15 protein-coding genes are annotated in these 13240 nt (G+C 71.4%); 8 read left to right on the top strand and 7 right to left on the bottom strand.

Features of this window, described 5'->3' with window-relative positions; genetic code table 11:
• Positions 1-28 precede the first annotated feature (28 nt).
• From ACZ69Q_RS15480 to ACZ69Q_RS15490, 3 genes are all read left to right on the top strand, one after another.
• Positions 29-529 carry a phage holin family protein gene (locus ACZ69Q_RS15480; protein ID WP_471041732.1) on the top strand — a complete coding sequence of 167 codons (501 nt, stop codon included), beginning with the start codon at positions 29-31 and terminating at the stop codon, positions 527-529.
• Complete coding sequence (locus tag ACZ69Q_RS15485; protein ID WP_471041733.1) at positions 526-1452, top strand: alpha/beta fold hydrolase; 927 nt, start codon at positions 526-528, stop codon at positions 1450-1452. Before ACZ69Q_RS15480 ends, ACZ69Q_RS15485 begins: the two co-directional genes overlap by 4 nt.
• A 200-nt stretch (positions 1453-1652) precedes the next feature.
• Positions 1653-1835, top strand: a complete 183-nt coding sequence (locus ACZ69Q_RS15490) for a hypothetical protein (RefSeq protein ID WP_471041735.1) — start codon at positions 1653-1655, stop codon at positions 1833-1835.
• Between the two features lie 69 nt (positions 1836-1904).
• Here the strand turns inward: ACZ69Q_RS15490 and ACZ69Q_RS15495 are convergent, their stop codons facing one another.
• From ACZ69Q_RS15495 to nth, 3 genes are all read right to left on the bottom strand, one after another.
• Positions 1905-3104 (bottom strand): MarP family serine protease, encoded by a 1200-nt coding sequence (locus ACZ69Q_RS15495; protein ID WP_471041737.1) that lies wholly within the window; start codon positions 3102-3104, stop codon positions 1905-1907.
• A gap of 120 nt (positions 3105-3224) precedes the next feature.
• Positions 3225-3920, bottom strand: a complete 696-nt coding sequence (locus ACZ69Q_RS15500) for an NUDIX hydrolase (protein ID WP_471042600.1) — start codon at positions 3918-3920, stop codon at positions 3225-3227.
• A 151-nt stretch (positions 3921-4071) separates the two neighbouring features.
• A complete protein-coding gene (gene nth / locus ACZ69Q_RS15505; protein WP_471041739.1) occupies positions 4072-5166 on the bottom strand; it encodes an endonuclease III in 1095 nt (364 codons plus the stop codon).
• 369 nt (positions 5167-5535) lie between these two features.
• Here nth and ACZ69Q_RS15510 point away from each other — a divergent pair, with 369 nt between their 5' ends.
• The 3 genes from ACZ69Q_RS15510 (at position 5536) to ACZ69Q_RS15520 (ending at position 8658) form a co-directional block, all read left to right on the top strand.
• A complete protein-coding gene (locus ACZ69Q_RS15510; RefSeq protein WP_030943409.1) occupies positions 5536-6210 on the top strand; it encodes a Crp/Fnr family transcriptional regulator in 675 nt (224 codons plus the stop codon).
• 656 nt (positions 6211-6866) lie between these two features.
• Complete coding sequence (locus tag ACZ69Q_RS15515) at positions 6867-7733, top strand: NUDIX hydrolase (RefSeq protein ID WP_471041741.1); 867 nt, start codon at positions 6867-6869, stop codon at positions 7731-7733.
• A gap of 94 nt (positions 7734-7827) precedes the next feature.
• Positions 7828-8658, top strand: coding sequence for an MBL fold metallo-hydrolase (locus tag ACZ69Q_RS15520; RefSeq protein ID WP_471041743.1), 831 nt, complete (start codon positions 7828-7830; stop codon positions 8656-8658).
• A gap of 47 nt (positions 8659-8705) precedes the next feature.
• Here the strand turns inward: ACZ69Q_RS15520 and ACZ69Q_RS15525 are convergent, their stop codons facing one another.
• The 3 genes from ACZ69Q_RS15525 to ACZ69Q_RS15535 form a co-directional block, all read right to left on the bottom strand.
• Entirely contained in the window at positions 8706-9527 is an 822-nt protein-coding gene (locus ACZ69Q_RS15525; protein ID WP_471041745.1) for a nucleotidyltransferase domain-containing protein, read from the bottom strand.
• 150 nt (positions 9528-9677) lie between these two features.
• Positions 9678-10145, bottom strand: a complete 468-nt coding sequence (locus ACZ69Q_RS15530; RefSeq protein WP_471041746.1) for a RidA family protein — start codon at positions 10143-10145, stop codon at positions 9678-9680.
• Complete coding sequence (locus ACZ69Q_RS15535) at positions 10142-10300, bottom strand: DUF4177 domain-containing protein (protein ID WP_003967454.1); 159 nt, start codon at positions 10298-10300, stop codon at positions 10142-10144. Before ACZ69Q_RS15535 ends, ACZ69Q_RS15530 begins: the two co-directional genes overlap by 4 nt.
• A gap of 106 nt (positions 10301-10406) precedes the next feature.
• On the opposite strand from ACZ69Q_RS15535, the gene bagA reads away from it, so the two are divergent.
• On the top strand, positions 10407-11384 hold the full coding sequence (gene bagA, locus ACZ69Q_RS15540; RefSeq protein ID WP_471041748.1) for an ATPase BagA: 978 nt from the start codon (positions 10407-10409) through the stop codon (positions 11382-11384).
• Between the two features lie 73 nt (positions 11385-11457).
• The gene (bagB, locus tag ACZ69Q_RS15545; protein ID WP_471041749.1) at positions 11458-12852 is read left to right on the top strand and encodes an ATPase BagB; all 1395 of its coding nucleotides are present in this window, start codon (positions 11458-11460) and stop codon (positions 12850-12852) included.
• A 44-nt stretch (positions 12853-12896) separates the two neighbouring features.
• On the opposite strand, the gene wblA is transcribed toward bagB, so the two are convergent.
• Positions 12897-13235 carry a transcriptional regulator WblA gene (gene wblA / locus ACZ69Q_RS15550; RefSeq protein ID WP_030943388.1) on the bottom strand — a complete coding sequence of 113 codons (339 nt, stop codon included), beginning with the start codon at positions 13233-13235 and terminating at the stop codon, positions 12897-12899.
• Positions 13236-13240: the final 5 nt, after the last annotated feature.

The following is a 13240-nucleotide window of genomic DNA, read 5'->3' on the forward strand; positions in this document are numbered from 1 at the left end:
GGATCCGTACACGACGAGGGAGACCGCGATGAGCGCACCCGACGGCAGCCCGGTCGGCGCCGAACGCAGCATCGGCGAGCTGTTCGCCTCGGCGACGACCGAGATGTCGGCGCTGGTGCATGACGAGATCGCACTGGCGAAAGCGCAGCTCAAACGAGACGTCAAGCGTGGCGCGACAAGCGGCGGCGCGTTCACGGTGGCGGGCGCCGTCCTGGTGTTCTCGCTGCCGATGCTGAACTTCGCCCTCGCGTACGGCATTCGGACCTGGAGCGACTGGAACCTCGCGATCTGCTTCCTGCTGTCCTTCGCGGCGAACGTCCTCATCGCCCTCGTACTCGCGCTGATCGGCGTCGTCTTCGCGAAGAAGGCCAAGAAGAGCAAGGGCCCGCAGAAGGTCGCCGCGTCGATGAAGGAGACGGCGGGCGTCCTGCAGAATGCCAAGCCGCACCCGCGTCCGACGGCCGGGCGGCCTGAGCTGGAGGACCGGGCGCCCGCGGCCATCGAGGCTGTGGCACGCTCGTCGTCATGACGGATCCCGCCACCCCCTCCTCGGTCGTACGACCGGACGGCCCCTGGACCCACCGGGAGGTCGCGGCGAACGGCGCGCGCTTCCACATCGCCGAGGTGGGCGACGGTCCGCTGGTGCTGCTGCTGCACGGCTTCCCGCAGTTCTGGTGGACCTGGCGGCACCAGCTCGTCGCGCTCGCCGACGCGGGCTTCCGGGCCGTGGCGATGGATCTCCGGGGCGTCGGCGGCAGCGACCGCACGCCGCGCGGTTACGACCCGGCCAACCTCGCCCTCGACATCACCGGCGTGGTCCGCTCGCTCGGCGAGCCGGACGCCGCGCTGGTCGGCCACGACCTGGGCGGATACCTGGCGTGGACGGCGGCCGTGATGCGCCCCAAGCTGGTGCGCCGGCTCGCGGTCGCGTCCATGCCGCACCCCCGGCGCTGGCGCTCGGCGATGCTCTCGGACGTCAAGCAGACCGGTGCCAGTTCCTACATCTGGGGGTTCCAGCGGCCCTGGATCCCCGAGCGGCAACTGACGGCCGACGACGGCGCGCTCGTCGGCCGGCTCGTGCGGGACTGGTCCGGCCCGCGCCTGCCGGACGACGACGCGGTGGAGACGTATCGCCGCGCGATCTGCATCCCGTCGACCGCGCACTGCTCGATCGAGCCGTACCGCTGGATGGTGCGCTCGCTGGCCCGCCCCGACGGCATCCAGTTCAACCGCCGTATGAAGCGGCCGGTGCGCGTGCCGACGCTGCATCTGCACGGCTCCCTCGACCCCGTCATGCGCACACGCAGCGCGGCCGGTTCGGGCGAGTACGTCGAAGCGCCCTACCGCTGGCGCCTGTTCGACGGCCTCGGACACTTCCCGCACGAGGAGGACCCGGTCGCCTTCTCCACGGAGCTCATCAACTGGCTCAAGGACCCCGAGCCCGACCGATGACCGGCTGGCTCAAGGACCCCGAACCCGACCGATGACCGGCTGGCTGTAGGAGACCCCCGAACCCGATCGGTGACCGCGCCGATGCGCCCGGTATCCGGAACTGAACACCTGTCCTACGAACAGCCAATTGCCCGGCGCATAGGCCAATTGGGGGCCCTGGGGGCGGTTATCGACCTTGGGGCAGGGGCAGACGTCGGGGTATGGGCTGGACGCACGACTACAGTGACGCAGCACGCAATCGCCGCTCGGCCGGTGGGCTGAGCTCCCACCAGCGAGGCAGCGCCCCGCAGATGCAGGGTGCGGATCTCCGGGTGGGAATTCCGCGCATTCTGCGCCGCCGGGCCCGCTGGGTCTCGGTGCGCCTGCGCCACCCGCGCGGCTGACCGGCCGCCACTCTTCCACCGACCCGACCGACCGGGGCAGGCTCTCGCGCCTGCCCCGGCCTCACGGGCTCACAGCGCGCAGCTATCGCTGTCCACCTGCTGGTTGGCGGTACGACCCTTGACGATGTCCTCCTGGATCTCGTCCGCGGTCAGCGCGTAGCCGGTCTCGGCGTCGTCGAGTGACTTGGCGAACACCACGCCGTACACCTTGCCTTCGGGCGTGAGCAGCGGGCCGCCGGAGTTGCCCTGGCGGACGGTCGCGTAGAGGGAGTAGACATCACGGTGCACGGTGCCGCGGTGGTAGATGTCCGGTCCGTTGGCCGGCAGGCGCCCGCGTACACGCGCGGCACGCACGTCGTACGCGCCGTTCTCCGGGAAGCCCGCGATGATCGCGCCGTCGCCGCTCTCGGCGTCGGTGGCCGTGAACTTCAGGACGGGCGCGTCCAGGTCGGGTACGTCGAGTACGGCGATGTCGCGCTCCCAGTCGTAGAGGACGACCGTCGCGTCGTACCGCTTGCCCTCGCCGCCTATCTGGACGGTGGGCTCGTCGACACCGCCGACCACATGCGCGTTGGTCATGACGCGGCGGTCGGCGAAGACGAAGCCGGTGCCCTCCAGGACCTTGCCGCAACTCGTCGCCGTACCCATGACCTTGACGATGGATCGCTGCGCGCGGGTTGCGACGGGGCTGTTGGCGAGCGCCGGGTCGGGCGGCTTGACCTCGTTGATCGGCTCGTTGGAGAACGGGCTGAAGACCTGTGGGAAGCCGTTCTGCGCGAGGACGGTGGAGAAGTCCGCGAACCAGGTGTCGGCCTGGTCGGGCAGCGCCCGCGAGACCCCGAGCAGCACCTTGGAGCTACGGACCTCCTTGCCGAGCGTCGGCAGCGTCGTCCCGGCGAGGGCGGAGCCGATCAGCCAGGCCACCAGCAGCATCGCGACGACGTTGACGAGGGCGCCGCCGGTGGCGTCCAGGGCACGGGCCGGGGACCAGGTGATGTACCGGCGCAGCTTGTTGCCGAGGTGAGTGGTCAGGGCCTGACCGACGGAGGCGCAGACGATCACGACGACGACCGCGACGACGGCGGCGGTGGTGCTCACCTCGGCGTTGTCGGTCAGCGCGTCCCAGATGACCGGGAGGAGGTAGACGGCCACGAGGCCGCCGCCGAGGAAGCCGATCACCGACAGGATGCCGACGACGAAGCCTTGGCGGTAGCCCACGATCGCGAACCAGACGGCGGCGACCAGCAACAGGATGTCCAGCACGTTCACCGGTTCGAGCCTCGCCTCGTCACTCTTCGCTCACCACAGGTCGGCCACGGGCCCGGCCCGCCACACAGCGACGTTCGGACACGACGGCCCCCGGGAAGACACAGCACGGCAGACACCCTGTCATGACCGCCAGTCGAGCGGGACCTGCTTCCCCCGGTCCCAGGGCCGCTCCCAGCCCGAGAAATGGAGCAGACGGTCGATGATCCCGGCCGTGAAGCCCCACACCAGTGCCGATTCGACCAGAAATGCCGGACCTCGGTGGCCGCTCGGGTGCACTGTGGTGGCGCGGTTGTCCGGATTCGTGAGATCCGCCACGGGGACGGTGAAGACGCGGGCGGTCTCGTTCGGATCGACGACGTCGACCGGGCTGGGCTCGCGCCACCAGCCCACCACGGGCGTGACGACGAAGCCGCTGACCGGGATGTACAGCTTCGGCAGGACACCGAAGAGCTGGACGCCGCTCGGATCGAGCCCGGTCTCCTCCTCGGCCTCGCGGAGAGCGGCCCGCAACGGCCCGTCGGCCTGCGGGTCGCCGTCCTCGGGGTCGAGGGCGCCACCGGGGAAGGAGGGCTGTCCGGCATGGGACCGCAGCGAGCTCGCCCGCTCCATCAGCAGCAGCTCGGGCCCCTGCTCGCCCTCACCGAACAGGATCAGTACGGCGGACTGGCGCCCCGCGCCGCTCTCCGGCGGCAGGAAGCGGCTCAGTTGCAACGGCTCGACGGTCTCCACCACCCGCACCACCGGGTCCAGCCACTGCGGCAGCCCGTCCTTGCTGACCACCACCGGCCCGTCCTGCGTATCGCTCGCCCGCGTCATCGCCACCCCCGTCGTCCTGCCGAGTCCAACGCCCGAGGGCCCCTAGATCGTTCCGCGGCGCCTGCACAACCGCCTGCCCACGGCAACGGGGACAGGGCCTCGATGGCCGTACGACCAGCCGACAGCGCCCCCATACTTCCCGCTCCCCCCGTCATCCGGCCCCCAGCGGCGGGGCCGGCTTGCCGCCCGCGTCCAGATAGGACTGCGGCGGGTTGAGCCGCTGCCCCGGGAAGCCGCCCTTCTCGTACTTCAGGAGCTTCTTCGCCTTCTCCGGATCCGTCTCGCCCTCGCCGTACGCCGGGCAGAGCGGGGCGATGGGGCAGGCGCCGCAGGCGGGCTTGCGGGCGTGGCAGATGCGGCGGCCGTGCCAGATCACATGGTGCGAGAGGTCGGTCCAGTCGCTCTTGGGGAACAGCGCGCCGATCTCCGCCTCGATCTTGTCCGGGTCGGCCTGCCCGGTCCACTGCCAGCGCCGTACCAGCCGCTGGAAGTGCGTGTCCACGGTGATGCCGGGCCGGCCGAAGGCGTTACCGAGCACGACGAAGGCGGTCTTGCGCCCGACGCCGGGCAGCTTGACGAGATCCTCCAGCCGTCCCGGCACCTCCCCGCCGTAGTGCTCCACCAGCGCCTTCGACAGCCCCATGACCGACTTGGTCTTGGCCCGGAAGAACCCGGTCGGCCGGAGGATCTCCTCGACCTCCTCGGGGTTGGCGGCGGCCAGATCCTCGGGGGTGGGGTACTTGGCGAACAGCGCGGGGGTCGTCTGGTTGACGCGCAGATCGGTGGTCTGGGCGGACAGAACCGTGGCGACCACGAGCTGGAAGGGGTTGTCGAAGTCCAGCTCCGGGTGGGCGTACGGGTAGACGTCGGCGAGCTCGCGGTTAATACGCCGGGCACGGCGAACGAGGGCCGTGCGGGACTCGGCGGCGGGGGGCTCGGCGGAGACGGTCTTCACGGGGGAGGCGCCCTTTACGGTGGCGGAGGCCTTCTCGGGGGCGACGGCAGGCTTCTTCTTGATCGCCTTCTTGCTGATCGCGCTCTTGGCCGTCGCCTTCTTGGCCGTCGCCTTCTTGGCCGTCGCCTTCTTGGCGGCCGGCGTTTTCGCGGGGGCCGCCTTCTTCGCGGGGGCCGCCTTCTTCGCGGGGGCCGCCTTCTTCGCGGGGGCAGCCTTCTTCGCGGGGGCAGCCTTCTTCGCGGGGGCAGCCTTCTTGGACGAGGTGGACCCGGCCGCCGTCGACCTCTTCACAGCCGCCGCTTTCCGGCCACCGGCCGCCGCCTCACCCGGCGCCCTTTTCGCCGCTTCTGTCGTTTTCCTTCGGCCACCGGGGTCCTGTTCGCCCACAGCGGAATCGCGACGTACAACCACCCGCCCAGCCCCCTTGGCCTGTGCTCTCACCGGCGATTTGGACACCCGGCCAGCCTAAAGCCCGGCACTGACATCCGCCCCGGACCCTGAAGATCGGCCCCCAATTGGACCCCTGCCGCTTACCTCGGGACACCTGTGCGGCATCCTTGTGACAGATCACACTGTTTGGACCGTCCGGCAAAATGGGGAGCACGGTCCCCTGATACACAGGGGAGTGATCCCCTGAGCAGGTCGACAAGGAGAGAACTCGTGGACGACGTTCTGCGGCGCAACCCGCTCTTCGCGGCGCTCGATGACGAGCAGTCCGCGGAACTGCGCGCCTCCATGAGTGAGGTGACGCTCGCGCGTGGCGACTCCCTGTTCCACGAGGGCGACCCGGGCGACCGGCTGTACGTCGTCACCGAGGGCAAGGTAAAGCTCCACCGCACCTCCCCCGACGGTCGCGAGAACATGCTCGCCGTCGTCGGCCCCGGAGAGCTCATCGGCGAACTGTCCCTCTTCGACCCGGGCCCGCGTACGGCGACCGCCACCGCGCTGACCGAGGTCAAGCTGCTGGGTCTGGGCCACGGTGACCTCCAGCCCTGGCTGAACGTCCGCCCCGAGGTGGCCACCGCGCTGCTGCGCGCCGTCGCCCGTCGGCTGCGGCGTACCAATGACGCGATGTCCGACCTGGTCTTCTCGGACGTTCCCGGCCGTGTGGCCCGCGCGCTGCTCGACCTCTCCCGCCGCTTCGGCGTGCAGTCCGAGGAGGGCATCCATGTCGTCCACGACCTGACGCAGGAGGAGCTGGCCCAGCTCGTCGGCGCGTCGCGTGAGACGGTCAACAAGGCGCTTGCCGACTTCGCCCAGCGTGGGTGGCTGCGGCTGGAGGCCCGCGCGGTGATTCTGCTGGACGTCGAGCGACTGGCGAAGCGTTCGCGCTAGGCCGTCCGGCCTCTACGACACCGGGGTCCCGCCTCAGCGACGAGGCGGGACCCTGTTTCGCGTACCGCCGGAATTCTCGCCCCCGCCGCCCCTACCCGTCCCATCCCCGGGGGCTGCCGCCCCCGGACCCCCCGCATCGGCCCTGAACGGGCCTCGTCCTCAAACGCCGGACGGGCTGAAATAGGCGGGCGTACCCCCACGCACCCGTCCGGCGACTGCGGGTCCGTCGTGGCTGATCGCGCAGTTCCCCGCGCCCCTGGCGGCGTGGCAGGCGGCCTGCACCGAGACGCACCCGCGGCCGCCCACGGCGTAAGGAACCGTGCCGGCGATGGCGCCGCACCCGCGTACGGCGGCAAGGGGACGTGCCGACGATGGCGCAGCACCCGCGTACGGCGTAAGGGGACGTGCCGGGGGGTGTCCGCCCGCAGCGGCGGGCGTCAAGAGACGGTGGCCTCTCTGCCCGACAGCAACCGCCCGACCGAGGACGGACACCCCCCGGCACGGCCCCGACCCACCCACCGAACCGTTGGCGCTACACGCACCCCCACCCACCCCGCACAGGCGCCGCAGGCACACAACCCGCACCCCCACCCCACCAGCACAGGCCGCCGCAGGCACCCCTCGAACATCCGCGCACCAAGAGATAGCCTCCGCCCATGGCAAACGGGCAGTGGTATCCACCGGAGTGGCCGGACCGTATCCGTGCGCTCGCGGACGGCAGTCTCACCCCCGTCGTCCCGAAACGGGCGGCCACGGTCATGCTGCTCAAGGACACCGGCACCGGCCCGGCCGTGCACATGCTGCGTCGCCGTAGCTCCATGGCCTTCGCCGGCGGCGCGTACGCCTACCCCGGCGGCGGCGTCGACCCGCGTGACGAGCAGCAGATCCGCTGGGCGGGCCCCACGCGCGCGTGGTGGGCACAGCAGCTCGGCCTCGAGGAGGCCGCCGCCCAGGCGATCGTCTGCGCCGCCGTGCGGGAGACCTACGAGGAGGCCGGTGTCCTGCTCGCCGGCCTCACCGACGATTCCGTCGTCGGCGACACCACCGGCGACGACTGGGAGACCGACCGCGCCGCCCTCGTCGCCCGCGACCTCTCCTTCGCCGAGTTCCTCGACCGCCGCGGCCTGGTCCTCCGTTCCGACCTCCTCGGCGCCTGGACCCGCTGGATCACCCCGGAGTTCGAACCCCGCCGCTACGACACGTGGTTCTTCGTCGCCGCCCTCCCGGAGGGCCAACGCACCCGTAACGCCTCCACAGAAGCCGACCGCACGGTGTGGATCCGCCCCACGGACGCCGCCGCCTCGTACGACAAGGGCGAGCTGCTGATGATGCCGCCCACCATCGCGACACTGCGTCAGCTAGCCCCCTACGACAGCGCCGCCCAGGCCCTGGCCGCCGCCCCCGCCCGCGACCTCACCCCGGTCCTCGCCCGGGCCCGCCTCGAAGACGGCGAGATCGTGCTCGCCTGGCCCGGCCACGACGAGTTCACCAAGCACATCCCGACCGGCGGAACCCCCGCATGACCCCGCCCACGGCGCCCACGGCGCCCACAGCGCCCATCCCGCCCACGACACCCTCGACGCCCCCGCCGCCCACAGCCCCGGAAGGCCCCCTCGTATGACGGACGCAGCAGCCCTCCCCGGCCAGCCGCGAGGCGAGGTCCTCTCCGGCCCCGCGACCGCGCGCGCCGTCAACGTCCTCGCCCCCAACGCCTCGGCGATGACCCTGGACGGCACCAACACCTGGGTCGTCTCCGAACCGGACTCGGACTTGGCCGTCGTGATCGACCCCGGCCCGCTCGACGACGGACACCTGCGCAACGTCGTCGCCACGGCCGAGAAGGCCGGCAAGCGCGTCGCCCTGACCCTGCTCACCCACGGCCACCCGGACCACGCCGAGGGCGCCGCACGCTTCGCCGAACTGACCGGCACACACGTGCGTGCCCTCGACCCGGCACTCCGCCTCGGCGACGAGGGACTCGGCGCCGGGGACGTGGTCACCGTCGGCGGCCTGGAGCTGCGCGTCGTGCCGACGCCCGGGCACACCGCCGACTCCCTCTGCTTCCACCTCCCGGCCGACCGCGCCGTGCTGACCGGCGACACGATCCTGGGCCGCGGCACGACGGTCGTGGCGCACCCCGACGGCCGCCTAGGCGACTACCTGGACTCGCTGCGCCGGCTCAGGTCCCTGACGGTCGACGACGGCGTGCACACCGTCCTGCCGGGCCACGGGCCGGTCCTGGAGGACGCCCAGGGCGCGGTCGAGTTCTACCTCGCCCACCGCGCCCACCGCCTCGCCCAGGTCGAGACGGCGGTCGAGGACGGCTACGGCACTCCGGGCGAGGTCGTCGCCCACGTGTACGCGGACGTGGACCGCTCCCTGTGGCCGGCGGCCGAGCTGTCGGTACGGGCGCAAATGGACTACCTGCAGGAGCACGGCATCATCTAGCTCCAGCCGAAGTCTCCTGATAGCCGAGGACCCTCTCCTGAGCGCTGTCAGTCGGGCCGCGGGGCTTTGACCCCGTGCACACGCGCGTACTCCCCCGCAAGCCACGGTCCCAGATCCTCGACGTACGACCGCAGGACCGCGGCGTCCCCCGTCGGCTCGTACCCGAGCACGGCCGCCGTGCGCAGTTGCTCGGCCCGCGCGGGGTAGTACGAGGCGAAGGCTTCCGCCATCTCCCCGAGGTCGCTGGTCCACCCGCCCCAGCGAGGCATGACGAGCGTGAATCCCGTCCGCACCAGATGCCGCGACATGAACCGGACGAGCGGCCGACGGGCGTCATCGGTGTCGTCGGCGCCGGCGATCCGCGCCCGCCACCGAGGCAGCAGGAGTCCGAGGTCGCCGTTCGTCTCGCGCGCGAGCAGCGTGTCGGGCCGGTAGCGCGGCAGGTACTCGGCGAGATCGTCCCCCAGCAGGGGCGTGCACAGGCAGGCGACGAACCACCCGCCGTCGTAGGTCTCCAGGTCGCTCAGCAGGCGCCCGCGGCTGCTGAGCAGCGTCCCCGCCCCGTCGATCTGCGCGAACTCCTTGTCCAGCGCTTCGTCGAGCGCACGCGCGTCCGCCCGGTCGGCCTCGACCGGCTCCTCGCGCAGGGCGATGAGCAGATCCAGGTCGCTGCGGCCCACGCGCGCGGTGCCGCGCGGAATCGACCCGTAGAGGTAGGCGCTGTGCATCCGCGCCCCGAACACGTCCAGCACACGGTCCCGCGCGGCGGCGACGACGGGCCTGAAGGCGCGCGGAACGCGCCCGAGGGACCCTTCGCGCTCGATGTACCCCTGGGCATCGAGCCCTCTGCGCAGAAGCGTCTCGGTCATGGGGCCACTGTGCCCTGCCGGGCGGCCCGCGAGCGGCTCATTTTCGCCACCGCCGAGCGATGTTCAGCCTGCCCGGGCATCCCCGGACAGGCTGCTGCGACACCATGGCCGCCGCAGGACGGCCGCACAGGACGGCTCACCGCCGAAGGCCTACGCCCCCGTCAGCTCCACCTGGACCTCGACCTCGACCGGCGCGTCCAGCGGCAGCACCGCCACGCCCACCGCGCTGCGCGCGTGGACGCCCTTGTCGCCGAGGACCTGCGCCAGGAGCTCGCTCGCGCCGTTGATGACGCCGGGCTGGCCCGTGAAGTCGGACGCCGACGCCACGAACCCGACGACCTTCACGACCCGCGCGATGCGGTCCAGGTCGCCCGCCACCGACTTCACGGCCGCGAGGGCGTTCAGGGCGCAGATGCGGGCGAGGTCCTTGGCCTCCTCGGCCGTGACCTCCGCGCCCACCTTGCCGGTGACCGGAAGCTTGCCCTCCACCATGGGGAGCTGGCCGGCGGTGTAGACGTACACGCCCGACTGGACCGCCGGCTGGTACGCGGCCAGCGGCGGCACGACCTCCGGGAGCCTCAGGCCCAGCTCGGCGAGCTTCGCCTCGGCCGCGCTCACGCCTTCTCCCGCTTCAGGTAGGCCACGAGCTGCTCGGGGTTGTTCGGCCCGGGCACGACCTGGACGAGCTCCCAGCCGTCCTCGCCCCAGGTGTCCAGAATCTGCTTCGTGGCGTGGACGAGCAGCGGCACGGTTGCGTATTCCCACTTGGTCATGTGGCCGACTTTATCCGCTGCCCGCACGCGGCCATGCGGCCGACCGCCCTCAGGTTGTCCACAGGCTGCCGCGTGACTGGCGGACCGACTGGTTAGGCTCGAAGACGTGAGCAGGCTCCAGGTCGTCAGTGGCAAGGGCGGGACCGGTAAGACCACGGTCGCCGCCGCGCTCGCGCTCGCCCTCGCGACCGAGGGGAAGCGGACGCTTCTCGTCGAGGTCGAGGGCAGGCAGGGCATCGCGCAGCTCTTCGAGACGGAGGCGCTGCCTTATGAGGAGCGGAAGATCGCCGTCGCTCCCGGGGGCGGGGAGGTGTACGCCCTCGCCATAGACCCCGAACTGGCCCTTCTGGACTACCTCCAGATGTTCTACAAGATGGGCGGCGCGGGCCGGGCGCTGAAGAAGCTCGGCGCGATCGACTTCGCCACCACCGTCGCGCCGGGGCTGAGAGACGTCCTGCTGACCGGCAAGGCGTGCGAGGCGGTGCGCCGCAAGGACAAGGCCGGGCGGTTCGTCTACGACTGTGTCGTCATGGACGCCCCGCCCACCGGGCGCATCACCCGCTTCCTGAACGTCAACGACGAGGTCGCGGGGCTCGCCAGGATCGGGCCGATACACAATCAGGCGCAGGCCGTGATGCGGGTGCTGAAGTCGGCGGAGACGGCCGTGCACCTGGTGACGCTGCTGGAGGAGATGCCCGTCCAGGAGACCGCGGACGGGATCGCCGAGCTGCGGGCGGCGCGGCTGCCGGTCGGGCGGATCATCGTGAACATGGTGCGCCCCGAGGTGTTGGACGGGGCCGATCTGGAACTCGTACGCAGTGTCCCGCGCACCGCCGTCGCCAAGTCGCTGTCCTCGGCCGGGCTCGGCGGTGCACGGCGCGGCGGGAACGCCGAGAAGCTGGTGACCCCGCTGCTGGCGCAGGCCGACGAGTACGCGGAGCGGCACGCGCTGGAGCAGGAGCAGCGGGCGGTCCTCGACGAGTTGGGGCTGCCGGTGCACGAACTGCCGCTGCTCGCCGAGGGTATGGACCTGGCGGGCCTGTACGCACTCTCGCGCGAACTGCGGGAACAGGACCTGTCATGAGTCCGTTCACAAGTCGGGAGCCGTACGCGGAACGTCAGCGGTTGTACGCGCTACGTCGGAAGCAGGGGATGTCATGAGTCGTCCGGAACCGGCCCAGGCACAGGACGCCGCCCGCCGGCCCCACCATCTCTCCGCCGCGCGCGTGCTCGACCTCGATCCGCTGCTCGACGATCCGAAGACCCGCATCGTGGTGTGCTGCGGCTCGGGCGGCGTCGGCAAGACCACGACCGCGGCGGCGCTGGGGCTGCGGGCGGCCGAGCGCGGGCGCAAGGTCGTCGTGCTCACCATCGACCCCGCCCGCCGGCTAGCCCAGTCGATGGGCATCGACTCGCTGGACAACACCCCGCGCCGGGTGAAGGGCGTAGATGGCGACGGCGAGCTGCACGCGATGATGCTCGACATGAAGCGCACCTTCGACGAGATCGTCGAGGCGCACGCGGACCCCGAGCGGGCGGCCGCGATCCTGGGAAACCCCTTCTACCAATCGCTCTCGGCGGGCTTCGCGGGCACGCAGGAGTACATGGCGATGGAGAAGCTGGGCCAGTTGCGGGCCAGGGACGAGTGGGACCTCATCGTCGTGGACACCCCGCCGTCCCGCTCCGCGCTGGACTTCCTGGACGCCCCCAAGCGGCTCGGCTCGTTCCTCGACGGCAAGCTGATCCGCGTCCTGCTGGCCCCGGCGAAGGTCGGCGGGCGGGCGGGCATGAAGTTCCTGAACGTCGGCATGTCGATGATGACCGGCGCGCTCGGCAAGCTGCTCGGCGGACAGTTGCTGAAGGACGTACAGACCTTCGTGGCGGCCATGGACTCGATGTTCGGCGGTTTCCGTACGCGCGCGGACGCCACGTACAAGCTGCTTCAGGCGCCCGGGACCGCGTTCTTGGTCGTGGCGGCGCCTGAGCGGGACGCGCTGCGGGAAGCCGCGTACTTCGTGGAGCGGCTGGCCGCGGAGGACATGCCGCTCGCGGGTCTGGTGCTCAACCGGGTCCACGGCAGCGGCGCCGACCGGCTGTCGGCCGAGCGGGCGCTCGCCGCCGCGGAAAATCTTGAAGAGCCCCGCATTGTGGATCAGGAGGGCGGGAAAGCTGGACTTCGTAACTCCCCCGACACGTACGACAGTTCAGAATCAGCCGCTTCCGAGGCACCGGCTCCAGCCGCAGGCTCCCCCGCCGTCACGGACATGGAGCGAACCGCCGCCCCGGATTCCGTCGACCCGGACTCCGTCGCTCCGCATGTGGAGCGGTCCGTCGACCAGCTCACCGCAGGCCTGTTGAAGCTCCACGCCGAGCGCATGCAAATGCTCTCCCGCGAGCAGCGCACGCGTGACCGCTTCACCACGCTCCACCCCGAGGTGGCGGTGGCCGAAGTGGCCGCGCTGCCCGGCGATGTGCATGACCTCACGGGGCTGCGGGACATCGGGAACCGGCTCGCGGCCCATCGGCCAGAGCTGCCTGATCCCGAGGCCTGAGGGCAGACCTGCCGGATCCGCCCGCGGGGAGACCTCGTGGCCCCTCAGCCCACCGCCGCGAAGTTCTCGTACACCTCGTCGTCGTCGAGCGGCAGCAGACCCGCGCCGCGCTCGTACTCCGTGCGTGCCGTCTCCAGCAGCCGGCGCCACGACGTGACCGTCGGCCGCCTGCGCAGCAGTGCGCGGCGCTCGCGCTCCGTCATTCCTCCCCACACGCCGAACTCGACGCGGTTGTCCAGCGCGTCCGCCAGGCACTCCGTGCGCACCGGGCATCCGGTGCACACCGCCTTGGCCCTGTTCTGCGCTGCTCCCTGAACGAACAGTTCATCCGGATCGGTAGTGCGGCAGGCCGCCTGCGCACTCCAGTCGGTTACCCAGCCCATACCGG

Source organism: Streptomyces sp. NPDC036764 (assembly GCF_055609385.1).